The organism is Streptomyces sp. NPDC101393 (genome assembly GCF_044767385.1).
GTDB lineage: Bacteria > Actinomycetota > Actinomycetes > Streptomycetales > Streptomycetaceae > Streptomyces.
In genome coordinates this window covers 523032-540462 of the sequence record NZ_JBIWNU010000001.1, presented here as the reverse complement: position 1 = coordinate 540462, position 17431 = coordinate 523032, and the positions used below count along the sequence as shown (strand labels likewise).

The following is a 17431-nucleotide window of genomic DNA, read 5'->3' as shown; positions in this document are numbered from 1 at the left end:
GGACCCTCAACCTGTCCGGCACCGCAGCCCGGAGCTGACATCGGCCGGTCCCGTTTTCGGGCGGTAGGTACCCCAATGTGCGGTAGGGATACGGTCCCGTCCTGGGGCCGGTCGATAGGAGGCCTTGGCGCAGTCAGGGCAGAGAGCGCCTCGAGCCTCGATCCGCTCTCCTGTGCGGGGAGAGCGGAAGCTTTAACACGTCATTGTGGACTAGACCATTCTGATCTGTCCATGCCCGTGCAGGGACAACAGATACACCGTACGCCGGTAGGCTCCCAGACGTGCCCTCCATGAACGATCTCGTACGCCAGCACACCGCTCTGAGCGACTCCGACCTCGAGTGGCTCCACCTGCTGGTCTCGGAGTGGCAGCTGCTCTCCGACCTGTCCTTCGCGGATCTCGTCCTGTGGGTCCCCACCCTGGACGGCACCCGCTATGTGTCCGTCGCCCAGATGCGGCCCAACACCGGACCCACCTCTTACCAGGACGACATGGTCGGCCACCTCGTTCCGCGCGGCCGCCGCCCCATGCTGGACTCCGCCCTCGACGAGGGCCGGATCGTCCGCGAGGGCGATCCGGAGTGGCGCGAGGAGGTGCCCGTGCGTGTGGAGTCCATTCCGGTGCGCCGTGACGGCCGGGTGCTCGGTGTGATCGCCCGCAACACCAACCTGCTGACCGTGCGTACGCCCAGCCGGCTGGAGCTCACCTACCTCCAGAGCGCCTCCGACCTCGCCCAGATGATCGCTGCCGGATCGTTTCCCTTCCCCGGCCAGCAGGTCGACATGGACGCCTCGCCGCGGGCCGGCGACGGCCTGATCCGGCTCGACGGCGACGGCATCGTCCAGTACGCCAGCCCCAACGCGCTCTCCGCCTACCACCGGCTCGGTCTCGCCGCGGACCTGGTGGGACACCACCTCGGCCAGGCCACCGCCGAACTGGCGCCGGCCCGCGGCCCGGTGGACGAGGCCCTGGTGAAGCTCGCCAGCGGATGGGCGCCGCGCGAATTCGAGGTCGAGGGCGAGGAGGGCGTGATCCAATTGCGCGCCATTCCGCTCAAACCCAAGGGGACGCATATCGGTTCGCTGGTTCTGCTCCGCGATGTGACCGAACTCCGCCGCCGCGAACGGGAACTGATCACCAAGGACGCCACCATCCGGGAAATCCACCACCGGGTGAAGAACAATCTCCAGACCGTCGCCGCGCTGCTGCGGCTGCAGTCCCGCCGGATGGACTCCGCGCAGGGCCGTGACGCGCTCAACGAGGCCGTGCGCAGGGTCGGTTCGATCGCGATCGTGCACGAGACGCTCTCCCAGAATCTCGACGAACGGGTCGAATTCGACGAGATCGCCGACCGGGTGCTGGCCATGGTCGCGGAGATCTCCCCGGGCAAGGTCACCACCCGTCGCACCGGCCGCTTCGGCATCCTGGACGCCGAGGTCGCCACACCGCTGTCGATGGTGCTCACCGAAATCCTGCAGAACGCCCTGGAGCACGCCTTCGACCAGGGCGAACACGGCACGGTCGAGGTCGGCGCGGTACGCGGCGGCAGCCGTACGGAACCGCGCCTGCTGGTCACCGTCCAGGACAACGGCCGTGGACTGCCCGACGGTTTCGATCCGCAGCGCGCCGGAAATCTGGGGCTGCAGATCGTACGGACCCTGGTGGAAGGGGAGTTGGGCGGAAAGTTCGACATGGTGCAGGCGCCCGAACGGGGTACCCAGGTCATCCTCGACGTTCCCGTGCGCGCCGAAAAGCAGCACTGAGGTCCGGCGATTCCGGTCGGCCGTCCGTCCGTTCGGGCGGGCGCCGGTAAGGGCCCCGAAAAGCAGTTAGCCCCGGACCATACGGTCCGGGGCTCAAAGCTTTAGCGATGCGAATACCGTCCAGGCTTTTCCGCTCTGGCGGAGCATCGGGGTACTACTGCGCACTGCGGCTCGGGGGCCACGGGGCGTCTGGCTCAGGCGCTTGCGTTACGCGCCCGGTTACGAGCTGCGCGGCGCTTCATTGCGCGGCGCTCGTCCTCGCTCAGACCTCCCCAGACGCCGGAGTCCTGGCCGGACTCGAGCGCCCACTGCAGGCACTGCTCCATGACGGGGCAGCGGCGGCAGACGGCCTTGGCTTCCTCGATCTGCAGGAGCGCAGGACCGGTGTTGCCGATGGGGAAGAAGAGCTCGGGGTCTTCCTCGCGGCAAACGGCGCGGTGACGCCAGTCCATGGCTGCTCCATCTCCTCGTATGACGGGAACGTTGCTTGTGAATGTGAACGCTTTCACGAATCCCTCCACAAGGGAAGGGCCGAACTCCAGTTGTGAACTGGTGCGGTCCTGTGGAATGAGGAGGAGGATTCGGACTCTCAAGGGGGCCGGTAAAGCGGCCGTCCCGATCGCCATGAAGAGACTCGCAAACCTCGGCGACGGATACAACCCCTTCCGGAAACTTTTTTTTGATTCCTTGGTGTCGCCTAGCTCACAGCCGTACTTCCAGGGGGTGGAAGTCTGTCTAAACGTTCGAGTGAAAGGACTTTAGGCCCTACTGCTCACACAATCACACGCAGTGCACGGCGAACGCCTGTGAACGTCACACTCGTACGCAGTCCCAGGTGGTCACCGTCCATCTGGAAGGGCAGTGGAACCTGTGAATGCAAGGTGAAGTCCGTGAGGTCATGAAGCGAGACCGCGTGCTTGCCCTGGGGGCCGCGATGCGGTGTTGACGTCAGCAGCTGGGTGGCGTACCGGGTCATGGTGGGGGCCGAAAGCTTGCTCAGTGCGAACAGGTCCAGGGCCGAGTCGAACGACGCTTCCGGGGACGGGTAGATCGGGCGATTGCCCAGGTAGGTCCACGGGGAGGTGTTGCAGATTATGGACATCACGAGGTCCTCGGTGACCGTGGTGGAGCCGCCGTGACCGTCCGGCCGTTCGAGGGTGATGGCACCGTGCCGGCGGTTCGCGTCCCCCATGAACTGGCGTACGAACTGTCGCACGTACAGGGCGTGCGTCGAACGCTTGCCGCGTTCGCGCTGCTGCTCTACGCGGCCCACGACGCCCGCGTCGAAACCGAAGCCCGCGCAGAAGGTGAACCAGCGCTCCGGGACGCCTTCGTCCTCGCTGCCGGGGGTGCCGGAGGCCAGGCCCAGACTCACCGTGCGCTCATTGCCGTCACGCAGCGCGTCCAGCAGGGCGCCGGTCGCCTCCACCGCGTCATTGGGGAGGCCGAGCGCGCGGGCGAAGACGTTCGTGGAGCCACCGGGGACCACGGCCAGGCGCGGATGCGCATCCGGATCGGGGCCGTTGGTCAGCAGGCCGTTGACGACTTCATTGACCGTGCCGTCGCCGCCGAGCGCCACCACCAGCTCGGTCCGGCCGTCCTCTGCCGCCTGCCGGGCCAGCTCGCGGGCGTGGCCGCGGTACTGCGTCTCGGCGACTTCCAGCTTGAGGTCGCTGGCGAGCGCGTGGGTGAGGACGTCGCGGGTGCGCGCGGTGGTGGAGGTTGCCATGGGATTGACCACGAGAAGTGCGCGCATATGAAGAAGCGTACCTACCTGCTGGTACCCGCCTGACGTCCCGCCCGTCCCCGGGCCGCCCTGGAAGAGCGTTCCGGCGGCGCTACCCTGCTGGGGTGAGCAGTCAGCAGAAGCAGTCCACGGCCCGGGTGGCCGGCGCCCCCGCCGCTACCGAGCCGACCGGCCCGCGCCCCGCCCGGCTGAGCGCCGCCGCGGCGCTCACCGCAGTCGAGGGCCTGGCGCTCGCCGCCATGGGCGCCTACATGCTGATCATGGGGCTGGCCGGTTCGCCCGACAGCGCGCAGCAGGCCGAGATGGGCGGGCTCACCGTGCTCGCGCTCGCGGTGCTGCCGCTGGTCGCGGCGCGCGGGCTGTGGCTGCGCCGGCGCTGGAGCCGCGGCCCCTCGCTGATCACCCAGATCGTGGCGCTGCCGGTGGCCTGGACGCTCGTCAAGGGTGGCGGGGTGCTGATCGCGGCCGGTGCCGGGCTCGCCGTGGGCGCGATCGTCGTGCTCGTGCTGCTGGTCAATCCGACGGCCACCGAGGCGCTGGGCATCGGGCCCCGGGAACCGCGGTAGGCGTCCGGGGGCGAGGAGCGGGCGGGGTCCACAGGAACCCCGCCGGCCCGTTCACCTGGCGGTTCACTCCTCGACGAGGAGCCGGTCGCGCAGCTGGGCGAGGGTGCGGGCCAGGAGGCGCGAGACGTGCATCTGGGAGATGCCGACCTCCTGGGCGATCTGCGACTGGGTCATGTTGCCGAAGAAGCGGAGCAGCAGGATCTTCTTCTCGCGCGGCGGGAGATCCTCCAGCAGCGGCTTGAGGGACTCGCGGTATTCGACGCCCTCCAGCGCCTCATCCTCGGCGCCCAGGGTGTCGGCGACGGCCGGTGACTCGTCGTCGGTGTCCGGGACGTCCAGGGACAGGGTGCTGTAGGCGTTGGCCGACTCCAGGCCCTCCAGGACTTCTTCCTCGGAGATCCCGAGTTGCTCGGCCAGCTCATGGACCGTGGGCGCACGGCCGTGACGCTGGGAGAGCTCGGCGGTGGCGGTGGTCAGGGACAGCCGCAGCTCCTGGAGGCGGCGCGGGACGCGGACCGCCCACCCCTTGTCGCGGAAGTGCCGCTTGATCTCGCCGACGACGGTGGGGGTGGCGTAGGTGGAGAACTCCACACCCCGGTCCGGGTCGAAGCGGTCCACGGACTTGATCAGGCCGATGGTGGCGACCTGGGTCAGGTCGTCCAGCGGCTCGCCGCGGTTGCGGAACCGCCGCGCGAGGTGTTCCACGAGCGGCAGATGCATCCGGACCAGGGTGTTGCGCAGCTCCGCGCGCTCCGCCGAACCGTCGGGGAGCTTGCGCAGCTCGTAGAACATCGCCCTGGCGCCGCTGCGGTCGTGCGGGTCATGGTGGTGCTGCGGCTCTTGGGAATGCTGGGGTTCCTGGGGCTTCTGGTCGGTCGCGGGCGGATCGTGCTGATGCGCCTGCTGCCCCTGCTGCTCGCTCTGGTCCATGTGGTCCGCCCGCTCTGCCTGCTCCGCCGCGTCCAACCGGCCGCCGTGGTCGTCTACGCCCACCGGATGCGGCCGGGCCTCCTGCTGCTCGGGGATGGTCGCCCTGGGCGCCATCCGCGCGCCGCGTTCGAGATCTTTCACGGGGCCCCCTGTTCGGTCATGACGGTCCGGGACCGGCGCCGCGCTCCTTGTACAGACTGATGGTGACCGTGCGGTCCTCGGCGACGGTGGAATCGACCTTGCCGGCCAGTGCGGAGAGCACCGTCCAGGCGAAGGTGTCGCGCTCAGGGGCGCGACCGTCGGTGGTCGGAGCCGACACGGTCACCTGCAGTGCGTCATCGATGAGGCGGAAGACGCAGCTCAGCACACTGCCGGGGACGGCCTGTTGCAGCAGGATCGCGCAGGCTTCGTCGACCGCGATGCGCAGATCCTCGATCTCGTCGAGGGTGAAGTCCAAACGGGCTGCGAGTCCGGCCGTGGCCGTACGCAGCACGGACAGGTAGGCACCCGCAGCGGGCAGACGGACTTCCACGAAGTCCTGAGTCCCGGGCTCGCCTGCGATCTGGGACACCCTCACCTCCAAGGTGGCACAAGCTGGTTGAGCTGGAATGCTGGATATCGAGCTGTTCGCGACACCCGCGCCGGTCGGCTTCTCCCGTCGGGTGAAAGGAGAACGATCCGGCGCAGCACATGGTTCGGCTGCGACGCTATCGCGATCTGTGCGCCGGTGTCGCCCGGACGGAGCACGGCCGCCGTCCGGACGCCGATCCGGTGCGCGGTCACCCGGCAGCGTCGTTGTCACTGATTGTAAGGCTACGGGTACGCACAGTGGCTAGGGGTCTGCACCATCAAATCGATGCCGATTACGCTCCGTTGACGCCTGACGGGCCCGCAAGGTTGTGCAGCGCCTCTCCAGTGAGCCGGAAGACGGTCCATTCGTCCATGGGCGCGGCGCCGATCGATCGGTAAAAACCGATGGACGGTTCGTTCCAATCCAGGACTGACCACTCGAAACGCTCGTACCCGCGGGCCACGCAGATCTCCGCGAGGGCCGTCAGCAGCGCCTTGCCGTGACCGCCGCCGCGTGCCTCGGGCCGGACGTACAGGTCCTCCAGATAGATACCGTGTGTGCCCGTCCAGGTCGAGAAGTTCCGGAACCACAGGGCGAAGCCCACGGGTGCGCCGTCCTGCTCGGCGATCAGCGCGAAGACCGCCGGGTGGTCACCGAAAAGGGCTTCCTTGAGCTGCGGCTCGGTGGCCTGCGCGGACTCGGAGGCGCGTTCGTAGGCGGCCAGCTCGCCGATCATGGCGAGGATCACGGGGACGTCGGAGGGGGTTGCTTCGCGGATCATGCGGCCAGGCTAAAGGGGAGCCGCGAGGCGGCTCGCACCGGTGGCGGGTGCCGGCCGCCGGCTCAGACCAATTGCTGGTCCACGAAGCACCAGCGCCAGGTGGCACCCGGTTCGAACGACCGCATCACCGGATGACCGGTCTCCTCGTGGTGGGCGGTCGCGTGCCGGAACGGGGAGGAGTCGCAACACCCCACATGCCCGCAGACCAGGCACAGTCGCAGTTGTACGGGATGGCTGCCGGCGGCCAGGCACTCCAGGCAGGTGGCGCTCAGCGCGTCCGGTTCGGCGCGCGGCAGTTCGGGAACATGCGTGCACTCGCTCATGATGGCCAGGTTAGATCGCCGGGGCGGACGGTGACGCCCAGGACGTGGAGCGCGGGGACGGGACGGTTCCGATGGATGTGATGCCGCTGCTGTTGCTGGTCGCGGGGAGTGCGGCGGTCGCCGGACTGGCCCGGCGTACGCCCGTGCCGGCGCCGCTGCTGCTGGTCGCGGCCGGGATCGGTGCGGCGTACATCCCGGGCATCCCGGACTACACCCTCGACCCGCACATCGTGCTGCCGCTGCTGCTGCCCCCGCTGCTGCACACCGCGGCGCTGGAGAGCTCCTACCTGGATCTGCGGGCCAATCTGCGGCCGGTGGCGCTGCTGTCCGTCGGGTACGTGCTGTTCGCGACCCTCGCCGTCGGTTACGCCGCCTACCTCGTCATCCCGGACCTGCCGCTGACCGCGGCGCTCGTGCTGGGCGCGGTCGTGGCGCCGCCGGACGCCGTCGCGGCCACCGCCATCGCCCGCAAGCTCGGGCTGCCGAACAGGATCACGACGATCCTGCAGGGCGAATCGCTGGTCAACGACGCCACCGCCATCACCGCCTACAAGGTGGCACTGGGCGCGGCCGTAGGGGTCGGTGCCACCTGGGGCGGCGGTATCCGGGAGTTCGCCGTCGCGTCCGTGGGCGGTGTCGGGATCGGTGTGCTGCTGATGGTGCCGCTGCACTGGCTGCGCCGCCGGCTGCGGGAGTCGGCGCTCCTGGAGAACACCCTCTCGCTGCTCATTCCCTTCGTGGCGTACGCGGCGGCCGAGCAGGTCGGGGCCTCCGGGGTGCTGGCCGTCGTCGTGGTCGGCCTCTATCTGGGGCACCGCTCCTGGCAGGTCGATTTCGAGACGCGGCTCCAGGAGGACGCCGTCTGGAAGGTGGTCTCCTTCGTGCTGGAGTCGGCGGTCTTCGCGCTGATCGGGCTGCAGCTTCCGGTGGTGCTGCGCGGGCTGGGGGAGTTCAGCGGGGCGCAGGCGCTCTGGTACGCGGCGGTGGTCTTCGTCGTGGTGGTCGTGGCGCGGTTCGTGTGGGTCTTTCCCGCCACCTATCTGCCGCGTCTCCTGTCGGCCCGGGTCCGGGCGCGCGAGACCGATACGACGTGGACGGCGCCGGTGGTCGTGGGGTGGGCCGGGATGCGGGGTGTGGTGTCGCTCGCCATCGCCTTCTCCATTCCGGTCGCGGTGCACGGAGGCGGGGACTTCCCGGCCCGCAACCTGGTGCTCTTCCTGACGTTCACCACGGTCATCGCCACCCTGGTCATCCAGGGGCTGACGCTGCCGCCGCTGATCCGGGCGCTGAAGCTGCCGCCCCGGGACGTGCAGGCGGAGACGCTCGCGGAGGCGGAGGCGCAGAACGAGGCGTCGCGGGCGGCGGAGGCGCGGTTGGACGAGCTGATGGAGGACAGCCGCAACCAGCTTCCGGGGCCGTTGTCGGACCGGCTGCGCACCGTGATGGAGCGGCGGCGCAACTCGGTGTGGGAGCGGCTCGGGTCGGTCAACGAGGCGACGGGGGAGTCGGCCGATGAGACCTACCGGCGGCTCGCGCGGGAAATGATCGATGCGGAGCGGCGGGTGTTCGTGGACCTGCGGGACGCGCGGCGGATCGATGACGAGATGTTGCGGACACTGCTGCGGCGGTTGGACCTGGAGGAGGCGGCGGCGTACCGGGAGGGGGCGTCCTAGCGGACGTCAGGACGGACGTCAGGGCGTCGGGGCGTCGGGAGTCGCCCCGGAATCGGCACCTGTCGCTGCGGGGGCCCTTGCGGTGTGCGTGGGGTCAGGTGGGGCGGCGGAGCAGGACGGGACCGTGGCGGCCCACTGTTCGGCCCGGCGGGGCGGGTGCCCGCGAAGAGGGGAGGCCGTCCCCGTTCTGCCTCGGCATGCGCGGAGCCCAGGGGCGCGGGCGGTGCGCACTCCCCGATCCTCAGGCCATCGTCACGAGGACAGCCGGCGGGCCAGGCGCAGCCCCTGGGCGGGGGACATGTGCGGCAGGTAGGCCTTGCCGATCGCGCGGGTGATGTTCGGGAGGGCGGCCGAGTCCGGGTAGACCAGGTACATCGGGTGGTACTCCGGCTGGAACTTCGCCTTGAAGTTGAGCAGTGAGCGGAAGCCGTAGACGGGTTCGAGCGCCTTGCCTGCGTAGTCGAGGAGCCTTTGGAGGGGGATCGGAGGGTCGGCGGTGTCCTTGCGGGCGAGGGGGGCGCCGGACAGGCTCAGGAACGCGGCCCCTTCCTCCTGGAAGCCCAGGGCGGCCGAGGCGATCAGGAATTCCATGGAGCCGCGGAAGCCGTCCGCCCGGCGGCGCATGAAGTCCAGGGTCCAGCCGACGGGTTCGCCGTTTAGGTACGTCGGCATCCAGCTGGTGATGCCGTGCACGGTGCGGTCCTTGTCGACGGCGAGCAGGCAGCGCACATGGGGATCGTCCAGTTCGTCCAGGCCGCCCAGGGTGAAGCCCATTTCGGGCAGGCCCTTGTCGGAGACCCACTCCTCCGAGATGGAGCGGATCTGGTCGCGCAGGGCGAGCGGGGCGTCGGGGAAGGTGCACCACTCGGCGGTGATGCCCTGCTTCTTGGCCTTGTTCAGGGCGGTGCGGACGTCCTGCCACTTCTTCCCGGTGAAGGCGAGCCCGGCCAGCGGGACGACGGTGTCCTCCGCGACCTGGACGGCCTTCCAACCCAACGCGTCAGCGCGGGACTTGACCGCGGCGGTGACGCTGTAGAAGGCCGGGGTCCAGCCGTGCAGGTCGCAGTAGCGGGCGAAGCCGTCGACGGCGTCGCCGCGGGCTGCCGGGTCGCCGAACGGGTCGCCGGTGGTGAGCGCCACGGTGGAGTGCACGCGGTAGGCGACGGCGGCCGAACCGGTGTCGTCGAACCAGTAGTGGTTGCCCGGCCAGGTCGTCAGGTAGGAGAGGGTCGAGCCGCCGTGGGCGGTCAGGAGTTGGCGGGCGCGGTGCGCCGCCCTGTCCTCCTGGCGGACCCGTGGCCGCCGGAAGGTGAGGAACAGCGCGACGAGGGTGATCACCCAGAAGCACAGGCCGACGTATTCGTAGAGGGCCAGGGCGGTGCCGCCCACGGGCACCGGGGTGTTCCAGAACAGGCCGTCGTAGTCGGGCGGCAGGAACGCCGCGGGCAGATTGGCCAGCAGGTCCGGGAAGGTCACCGTGGGTTCGTACTGGTCGCGTACGGCCATGCCGATGCCGAGGTAGGCGGCGCAGGCCAGCAGCAGGGTTCCCAGCACGACCGCCGCGAGAGAGCGCACGGCCCGTCCCGGGAGCCGGAGCGCGAACAGGACGCGGGTGAGCACCATCAGGAGCAGCACCAGCACCACCAGTGCCATCTGTTCCACGAGGGCCTGGATGGTGGGGGTGACATCGGACGGCTGGACGCTGTACTGGTCGGGGTCGGTGGAGACATCGACGGCGAGGAAGGCCATCAGCGCGAGCCAGACGGCCAGGACGACGATGGTGATCCGCCACGCGGCGCGCAGGCCGCGGCGCAGCCCCTCGGCCAGGACCAGCAGCAGCGCCGAGACCATCGCCCCCATCAGGAGCGCGGGGGAGTGGTAGAAGTCCCGCATCGCGTGCACCAGGTGGCACTCCTGGGCGGAGGACGCGCAGTAGAGGTCGATCGTCTCCTTGTCGGGCCCGCTGGAGAAGATCAGGTTCGAGATCAGCGCGAACGGGCCCAGCGCGTCCTTGTAGAGCGCCGCCAGGGCGGGCCCGATCGCGAAGGCCGCGACGGCGAGCGCCACCAGCACCCGGCCCTCCGTATTGGAGGAGCGGCGGGCCCGCAGATGCCGGGTCCCGCGGTGGAGGACGGCACCCAGGGCGAAGCCGACGAGGACCCCGCCGACGTGCATCACCTGCTGGGCGTGTCCCACGTAGAGGGCGAGAACCAGGGGGACGACGGTGATCAGCAGCCGGACGCGGCGCCGCCACAGCGCGGTCAGCTCGTAGCTCAGGACGGCGGCGACCGCGAGGATGCCGGTGCTGGGGGCCGTCGTGTCGAGGTCGGAGAGGTTGTGCAGCCAGGTCTCGCGGGCCTCCGAGCCCAGCGCGATGAGGCCGGTGCCCAGCAGGGTGCCCAGGATCTGGCCGCCGACCAGGACGGCGGCCGACCGCGCCGCGCCCATGCGTTGTTCGGCCGGGGCCAGCAACAGGAGGAGGACGAGCGTGGTGCCGAGGTAGCCGCCGAGGCCGGATGCCCAGCCGAGGGAGCTGAGCGGTGACCACCAGTGGCCGTCGGACAGGGCCGGGACGCCGACCCCGATCCGGCGCAGCAGCGCGTCGGACGGGCCGCCGGTAAGGCTGCCGGTGGCCGCGCCGACGACCCACAGGGCCACCAGCAGCGTCAGGGTCAGCCAGGCCCGGCGGGCCGGCGCGAGGACCGGACCGACGGCGTGCAGCAGCCGCCCGAGGCCGCGCTCTGGGCTGAGGAAGTGCGGGGCCCCGGCCTCCTCGTCGGGCTCCGGGGCCGGGGCGGGCGCGGATGCCGTCACGGGATGAGTCCCGTCTGCCGTGCGAGATGGGGGAGTGGGGTCACCAGGCCGGCGCGCCGGACCTGCCGGCTGTGGCCGCCGGGAAGCGGGACGGGCAGGACGCCCATACCGGCCCGCTTCGCCGCCCCGTAGGTGCTGCGGCCCCGCGGCCCGTAGGTGTGGTCGCCGGTGCCGACGACGAAGACACCTGCGGGGCGGGCGAACGTCCCGCGCGCGGGCACGTCCTGCGGGGTGACCGCGGCGAACGCCGCCTCGTCCCCGCCGGGCACGGTCCCGTTGTCCGGAAAGGAGGGCGGCATGCGTTCCCTCCTCCGGTGCGGTACGGGCTCTTGACGACCTCATCAGGCCGCGCGGGCCGGTACACGCCGGGCGGGGCCGGACGGGTGAGGCGGTCCGGGGCCCGGGGGGGGGCGTCGGGAGCCCGCGGCCGGCGTCAGGGGGCGCCGGTGATCACGGCCGCGACGGTGCTGCCCGGGATGAAGGCGCCCTCGCGCACCAGCGTGGTCAGCCCGAACAGCATCTTCGCCACGTAGACCCGCTCCAGCGGCAGCCCGTGCCGCTCCTCGAAGGCGTCCGCGAACGCGTCCGTCTCCGGCGTGCGCCGGGCGTATCCGCCGCCGTGGAAGCGGTCCTCCAGCCGCCACTCGCCGCGCCGCCCGCCGAACGCGGCGGCCTGCAACTCCTCGACCGTCCGCTGGAGGAAATGCGGGCTGCCGCCCTTGAGCACGGGGAAGCCGACGGCCCGCTGCCCCGGTCCGAGCCCGGCCGCCAGACCGGCCAGCGTGCCGCCCGTCCCACAGGCCACCGCCACGGTGTCCGCCGCCCCGCGCAGCTCCCGGCCCAGCTCCATACAGCCCTGTGCGGCAAGGGAGTTGCTACCGCCCTCCGGTATGACGCGGAAGTCGCCGAAGCGGTCGTGGAGCGCGGCGAGCAGGTCCGGGTCGGTCTTGCGGCGGTAGCTGCCGCGGTCGACGAAGTGCAGCCGCATCCCGTCGGCCGCGCAGCGGGCCAGCGACGCGTTGAGCGGCGCGCCCGCCAGCTCGTCGCCGCGCACCACGCCGATGGTCGCGAAGCCGAGCAGCCGGCCGGCCGCCGCGGTCGCGCGCAGATGGTTGGAGTACGCGCCGCCGAACGTCAGCAGGGCCCGCTCGCCGTCCGCCGCGGCGGCCCGCAGATTGGGCGCCAGCTTGCGCCACTTGTTGCCCGGAGGGTACAGCTCCACTGGTCCAAGTGCAGCTGTGTCCCCAGGCAGCGTGGTGTGAATGAGGTCATCCCGCTTCAGCAGCAGGCGCACGCCCCGGCGGGCGAACCGCTCATCCTCGATCTCCTGGAGAGGGGAGGGAGGGCGGGGCCGGAGGGCGGCGGCGAGATCTACGGGGTGGTTCACCCGTCCATTGTGGCCGCTGTCCTTGGGAAGGCCGCAGAGTCAGCCCACGGGTACGGCGCGGCTCCACAACTCCTCGGAGTGCTCCGCGAACCGGTCGAACATGCCCCCCGCCCCTTGGCGGCGCAGGTGCAGCAGTGGTGAGTCATGGCCGACAAGCCGCGCCAGGTGGGGCGTCACCAGCGCGTCGCTGTCGAACCGGAACACGGACAGTGACACGTGATTCACGGCGTCCTCAGCGCTGCTGTAACGCGTCTCCAGCCCGGGAAGGGCACCCATTCGACCCAGGTGATCCAGAGTGATCCGAATCCGGGTGGACACGCTCAAGGCCACATCTTCGATCGCCTCTCGCTGCGCGGTCACCTCTCCAGAGGGGTCGCCCAGAAGAATCCGGACCCGACAGCCGGACTCCGCCTTGCGGCGTAGGGTCTCGGCGAACCGGGGCACCTGGCTCCAGAAGAAGTAATTCGTATACCCGGCGAGAAACAGTTCCTCGCCGCTGTTCTCGACGAGCTCAGTCCACACGGTGGACGGGCAGGCGGACCGGTAGGGATACGAGCGGACCAGCTCACGGTCATTGCCGGTCTTGAGGCGGTCCTTCACTGCTCGGGGCCACAACATTTCTTCTTCAACTCCCAACGCTCGACAGGCGTCCTCACGATTGGTTCCGTGCGGTACCAGTCCGGCGTCAGCCAACCACCGCTCCACGGTCTTACTGGTCACTCCCACCCGGGCCGCTAGCTTCCGGGGCGATAGACCGGCATCTGCCATAGCTGATCGTAAGGCGACGTTCAAGACTTCCCCCTCAGACGTTTGGGCCGTTTCGACCGTACGCCTGGAACGGCCCAACTGTCCTCGTCACGGGGCGGATTCGTCCGCAAGGGCGATCCACTATCGGGCACATGAAACGCCAGACAACGATGCAAGGGCCCGTACACGTGATGATCCCTGCGAGCCCTCCCGAACCCGCCGAAGGGTGTGATGTCTGCGACGCGTTGGTCAAGCAGCGCAGGGAAGCTCGGGCGAGAGGGGACCACTCCGCTGTATCCGACTGCAATGTGGAGCTGGCCGCTCACCCCAAGCACCGGAAGCCCAGGGGGCGAGAGTGATGGACATGCAGACATGGCGAGACGGCCACAAGCGGGCTGATGACGCCGCCACAGCAATGCGGGAGGCTCTGTTCGCTCTCGGCTTTCCACGGGCCGTCGGCAGGGGTGTACGGCCCGTGGTCACCCACTCGGGAAAGTCCTATGTGGATCTGGGCATGCTCCGTGCAGAACACGTCGAAGAGGTGGCGAAGGCGATCCGCGCGGCAGTCGGCGTGAGTGAGCCGTCACCGGTTGGTTCTTGACGCCGCACCAGTGGCTGGGAGACAAAGCCGCAGGGCCGTCCGCTGCCCAACCACGCGACCCCGACCGCTCAGCAGGCGCCGCCGTCGAGTCGTGAGCGGTGAGCAGGCCCGGACCGATCGGTGTAAACCTTCTTCACTTCCTCAAGGGCGCGCCTGCGGCGCGCCGGGCGGTCCAGCCACTCCGGTCGGGCGTGCGGCCTTCGGCCGGTCCCGTCCGGGCGGCCTACCGCCCGTTTGCCGCCGCCGACCCTGGGCGCGAGAAGGCCACCGTCCAACTCGGCCCAGCTCTCCGCACTCCTCCAGGCGGCCCGCATCGTGGCCGGGGCCGTATGGCTGGTGGCGGACGGCACTGTGAGTCTTCAGGCAGCTCCCATGGGGCGAGCCTCTAAGAACAGGGGGCCAATCGGGCACTACAACGGGCAGGGCATGTGCCCGCCCGATTCGCCGGAGGAGCGTAAGGCCCCAGCCGCACACCGGCGCGCGTGAACGGCTCGTCCTCGACCTCCTGGAGGGGGGAGGGGAGCCGGGGGGCGAGGGCTGCGGGGCCGGCGGGGGCTGCGGGGTGGTGCACTCGTTCATTGTCGGCTCCCCGCCCGTGAGCCGCCCCGCGCGGGGGCGCGGCCCGGCCTTCCGGCGGCGGGCCGCGGCTCACTTCAAGCGGTCCCCGACCCGTTCGCGGAGGTCGTCCATGGCGAAGCCGCGGGGGTCGACCTTGCCCGGCTGCCACTCCAGGTGGCCGATCACCGAGCGGGCGCTCCAGCCGTGCGCGCGGCACAGCGCGGCCGCCGCCTTCTCCATGGCCGCCAGCTGCGCCTCGGGCCACGGGTCCTTGCCGTCGCCGAGGTTCTCGCATTCGAAGCCGTAGAAGGCGCGGTTGCCGTCGGTGTCCGCCTGGGTGTCCGGCGGCAGCCGCTTCTCGGCGATCACGGCGCGCAGGACGTCGCCGTCGCCGAGACCGGCGTGGTTGGCGCGGCCGCCGCCGACCAGATGGACCGTGCCGTCCTTGGTGATCACGCCGTGGCACAGCGGGCCGGGAAGGTCCTCGTGGCCGTCGTAACAGACCTGGACCGTACGCGCGGAGCCGGAGGTGGCGGTGTGGTGGATCAGCACGCCGTGGACCGGTCCCCAGGGCCCCTTGTCGTTGCGGTGGTGCGTGCGCCAGTCGCCGACCTCGGTGACCCGCAGGCCCTCGGCCTTCAGGGCGGCGAGGAACCGGTCGGCGGACAGGGGTGCGGACATGGCCGACTCCGATCGGTGCTCGGCGGCCGCCGAGCGCGCACCGCCTCCTGTCTCGCTTCTACGGGACAGGCCGGCGACGGGGGAGCGGAACCGAATAAAACGGACCAGGTGTTCGGTGGCTGTGCGAGCGGTTCCGGCCGCATGCACCCGCCCGGCAGGTGGCTATCCGCTCACGCGTGTCACGAGTGCAGGAAGCCGTCGCCGTGGACATTGACATGCGCTTCCAGGGCATTGAGCGCACCCTGGGTCGCCTCGGGTGAACCCGTGCCGCGGCGCTCGGCGTAGTAGGCCGCGCCCAGCTTCTTCAGCAGGTCGTTGCCCGCCCGCTGCTGCTGGACGTCGTCGACCTTCTGCTTCCCCTGATTGAGCGCGCTCTGAGCCTGCTCCTTGGCGCGGTCGAGAAACCCTGACATTGCTGCCTCCGTGAAGGTCGGTGTCGTAAAGGATCAACGGCCCGGACGGCCGTGGGGTTCCCGTGCCAGGCTGGAGTACGTGAGCGAGGAGCGCGAGACGGGTGAGCCGCACGGCGCAACGGACGCAGCGGGCGGGGTGGCCGCCTCGCGCGCGCCGGTCTACCGCGAGCGGCCGGCCCGGCCGGCCGGCGCGGTGCTGTGGACCAACGCGCCCCGCCCCCCGTCGCGGCCGGTGCTGCCCGACGGCTGCACGGACCTCATCTGGCACCAGGGCCGGCTGCTGGTCGCCGGGCCCGACACCGGCCCGCACTTCCCCGACGACATCCCGCCCGGCCCCCTCTCCCACGGCGCCGACGGCACGGGAGGAGCCCCCACCGTCGGGCTGCGCTTCGCCCCGGGCCAGGGCCCTGCCGTTTTCGGCGTACCGGCCCATGAGCTGCGCAATCTGCGGGTCCCGTTGACGGACCTGTGGCCCGAGGGGGAGGTGCGGGAGCTGACCGAGCGGGCCGCGGCCGCCGGTGCGCCGGGCCGGGTCCTGGAGCAGGTCGCGCTCGCCCGGCTGCGCGCGGCGGGCGGCACGGACGTCCGCACCGCCGCCATCGCCGCGGCACTCGCCGGCGGCTGCCCCGTCGCCGAGGTCGCCCGCCTCGCCGGCATGGGCGAACGCCGGCTGCACCGGCACAGTCTGGACGTCTTCGGCTACGGACCCAAGACCCTCGCCCGGGTGCTCCGGCTCGTCCGCGCGCTCGATCTGGCGCGCACCGGGATGCCGTACGCCATGGTCGCGGCGCGCGCCGGATACGCGGACCAGGCCCACCTCGCGCGGGAGGTGAAGTCGCTCGCGGGGGCTCCGATGGGAGTGCTCCTGCGGCCGGGTTAGCGTGTCCGGCATGGACTACCAGGCCGTCATCGAGGAGGTAGCGGCCTTCGCCCGGCCGTTCACGGGTCAAGGACAGGTCGCCGACTACATTCCGGCGCTGGAGCGGGTGGCCGCCGACCGGTTCGGGATCGCGGTGGCCGACATCAACGGCGACGTCTACGGCGTCGGCGACTGGGAGACGCCGTTCTCCGTCCAGTCCATCTCGAAGACCTTCTCGCTCGCGCTGGTGATGGCCGGTTCCCAGGACGGGGACGACATCTGGAAGCGGGTCGGGCGGGAGCCGTCCGGTACGCCCTTCAACTCGCTGGTCCAGCTGGAGTGGGAGGCCGGCATCCCGCGCAACCCGTTCATCAACGCGGGCGCGCTCGTCGTCACCGACCGGCTGCAGACCCTCACCGGCGACGCCAGTACGACGCTGCTGCACTTCCTGCGCGAGGAGAGCGGCAACCAGGACCTCGCCTTCGACCAGGCGGTGGCCGGCTCCGAGGCCGACCACGGCTCCCGCAATGCCGCGCTCGCCCATTTCATGGCGTCCTTCGGCAACCTGGAGAACCCGGTCCCCAGCGTCATCGAGCACTACTTCTGGCAGTGCTCGATCGAGATGAGCTGCCGGGACCTCGCCACGGCGGGCGGCTTCCTGGCCCGGCACGGCCTGCGCGCAGACGGCACCCGGCTGCTGGGGGCCCGCGAGGCGAAGCGGATCAACGCCGTGATGCTGACCTGCGGCACGTACGACGCGGCCGGTGAGTTCGCCTACCGCGTCGGACTGCCGGCCAAGAGCGGCGTCGGCGGCGGGATCATCGCGGTGGTCCCCGGGCGGTGCACGCTGTGTGTCTGGAGCCCCGGTCTGGACACCCGCGGCAACTCCGTCGCGGGTGCGGCGGCGCTGGACCACTTCACGACGCTGACCGGCTGGTCGGTGTTCTGAGCAGCCGGGGCCGGCGGCGCAGGTGCCGGCCCCGTGCCGTTGTGGGCGCCGGCCGGCTGGCGCATCGT

At 70.7% G+C, this 17431-nt stretch carries 17 protein-coding genes; 5 read left to right on the top strand and 12 right to left on the bottom strand.

Annotation, left to right across the window (positions count from 1 at the left end; genetic code table 11):
• Positions 1-290: 290 nt before the first annotated feature.
• Positions 291-1763, top strand: a complete 1473-nt coding sequence (locus ACIRQ7_RS02315; protein WP_401463767.1) for a sensor histidine kinase — start codon at positions 291-293, stop codon at positions 1761-1763.
• 194 nt (positions 1764-1957) lie between these two features.
• Here the strand turns inward: ACIRQ7_RS02315 and ACIRQ7_RS02310 are convergent, their stop codons facing one another.
• Positions 1958-2215: a WhiB family transcriptional regulator gene (locus tag ACIRQ7_RS02310; protein ID WP_003983230.1), complete on the bottom strand. Its 258-nt coding sequence runs from the start codon at positions 2213-2215 to the stop codon at positions 1958-1960.
• 320 nt (positions 2216-2535) lie between these two features.
• A complete protein-coding gene (locus tag ACIRQ7_RS02305; protein WP_401462859.1) occupies positions 2536-3519 on the bottom strand; it encodes a diacylglycerol/lipid kinase family protein in 984 nt (327 codons plus the stop codon).
• 95 nt (positions 3520-3614) lie between these two features.
• Here ACIRQ7_RS02305 and ACIRQ7_RS02300 point away from each other — a divergent pair, with 95 nt between their 5' ends.
• A complete protein-coding gene (locus ACIRQ7_RS02300; RefSeq protein ID WP_401462861.1) occupies positions 3615-4076 on the top strand; it encodes a hypothetical protein in 462 nt (153 codons plus the stop codon).
• Between the two features lie 63 nt (positions 4077-4139).
• Here the strand turns inward: ACIRQ7_RS02300 and ACIRQ7_RS02295 are convergent, their stop codons facing one another.
• The 4 genes from ACIRQ7_RS02295 to ACIRQ7_RS02280 form a co-directional block, all read right to left on the bottom strand.
• The gene (locus tag ACIRQ7_RS02295; protein WP_404260068.1) at positions 4140-5120 is read right to left on the bottom strand and encodes an RNA polymerase sigma factor SigF; all 981 of its coding nucleotides are present in this window, start codon (positions 5118-5120) and stop codon (positions 4140-4142) included.
• A gap of 43 nt (positions 5121-5163) precedes the next feature.
• A complete protein-coding gene (locus ACIRQ7_RS02290) occupies positions 5164-5577 on the bottom strand; it encodes an anti-sigma factor (protein ID WP_003985353.1) in 414 nt (137 codons plus the stop codon).
• A 292-nt stretch (positions 5578-5869) separates the two neighbouring features.
• The gene (locus ACIRQ7_RS02285) at positions 5870-6358 is read right to left on the bottom strand and encodes a GNAT family N-acetyltransferase (RefSeq protein WP_401462863.1); all 489 of its coding nucleotides are present in this window, start codon (positions 6356-6358) and stop codon (positions 5870-5872) included.
• Positions 6359-6420: 62 nt separating this feature from the next.
• The gene (locus ACIRQ7_RS02280) at positions 6421-6681 is read right to left on the bottom strand and encodes a UBP-type zinc finger domain-containing protein (RefSeq protein ID WP_404259223.1); all 261 of its coding nucleotides are present in this window, start codon (positions 6679-6681) and stop codon (positions 6421-6423) included.
• A gap of 71 nt (positions 6682-6752) precedes the next feature.
• Here ACIRQ7_RS02280 and ACIRQ7_RS02275 point away from each other — a divergent pair, with 71 nt between their 5' ends.
• Entirely contained in the window at positions 6753-8354 is a 1602-nt protein-coding gene (locus ACIRQ7_RS02275; protein ID WP_404259222.1) for a Na+/H+ antiporter, read from the top strand.
• 252 nt (positions 8355-8606) lie between these two features.
• On the opposite strand, the gene ACIRQ7_RS02270 is transcribed toward ACIRQ7_RS02275, so the two are convergent.
• The 6 genes from ACIRQ7_RS02270 to ACIRQ7_RS02245 all read right to left on the bottom strand — a co-directional run bounded on the left by ACIRQ7_RS02270 (position 8607) and on the right by ACIRQ7_RS02245 (position 15555).
• The gene (locus ACIRQ7_RS02270; RefSeq protein ID WP_404259220.1) at positions 8607-11168 is read right to left on the bottom strand and encodes a bifunctional lysylphosphatidylglycerol flippase/synthetase MprF; all 2562 of its coding nucleotides are present in this window, start codon (positions 11166-11168) and stop codon (positions 8607-8609) included.
• Entirely contained in the window at positions 11165-11467 is a 303-nt protein-coding gene (locus ACIRQ7_RS02265; protein ID WP_404259219.1) for a hypothetical protein, read from the bottom strand. The genes ACIRQ7_RS02270 and ACIRQ7_RS02265 overlap by 4 nt, the downstream gene beginning before the upstream one ends.
• Before the next feature lie 134 nt (positions 11468-11601).
• Complete coding sequence (locus tag ACIRQ7_RS02260) at positions 11602-12555, bottom strand: 1-aminocyclopropane-1-carboxylate deaminase/D-cysteine desulfhydrase (protein WP_404259217.1); 954 nt, start codon at positions 12553-12555, stop codon at positions 11602-11604.
• 39 nt (positions 12556-12594) lie between these two features.
• Complete coding sequence (locus tag ACIRQ7_RS02255; protein ID WP_404260066.1) at positions 12595-13173, bottom strand: XRE family transcriptional regulator; 579 nt, start codon at positions 13171-13173, stop codon at positions 12595-12597.
• A gap of 1378 nt (positions 13174-14551) precedes the next feature.
• Entirely contained in the window at positions 14552-15142 is a 591-nt protein-coding gene (locus ACIRQ7_RS02250; protein ID WP_404259215.1) for an N-acetylmuramoyl-L-alanine amidase, read from the bottom strand.
• Between the two features lie 179 nt (positions 15143-15321).
• Positions 15322-15555 (bottom strand): hypothetical protein, encoded by a 234-nt coding sequence (locus ACIRQ7_RS02245; RefSeq protein ID WP_401462877.1) that lies wholly within the window; start codon positions 15553-15555, stop codon positions 15322-15324.
• Between the two features lie 79 nt (positions 15556-15634).
• On the opposite strand from ACIRQ7_RS02245, the gene ACIRQ7_RS02240 reads away from it, so the two are divergent.
• Together ACIRQ7_RS02240 and ACIRQ7_RS02235 are read left to right on the top strand one after the other, a co-directional pair.
• Positions 15635-16435: a helix-turn-helix domain-containing protein gene (locus tag ACIRQ7_RS02240; protein WP_404259213.1), complete on the top strand. Its 801-nt coding sequence runs from the start codon at positions 15635-15637 to the stop codon at positions 16433-16435.
• 10 nt (positions 16436-16445) lie between these two features.
• Positions 16446-17363, top strand: a complete 918-nt coding sequence (locus ACIRQ7_RS02235; RefSeq protein ID WP_404259211.1) for a glutaminase — start codon at positions 16446-16448, stop codon at positions 17361-17363.
• Positions 17364-17431 lie beyond the last annotated feature (68 nt).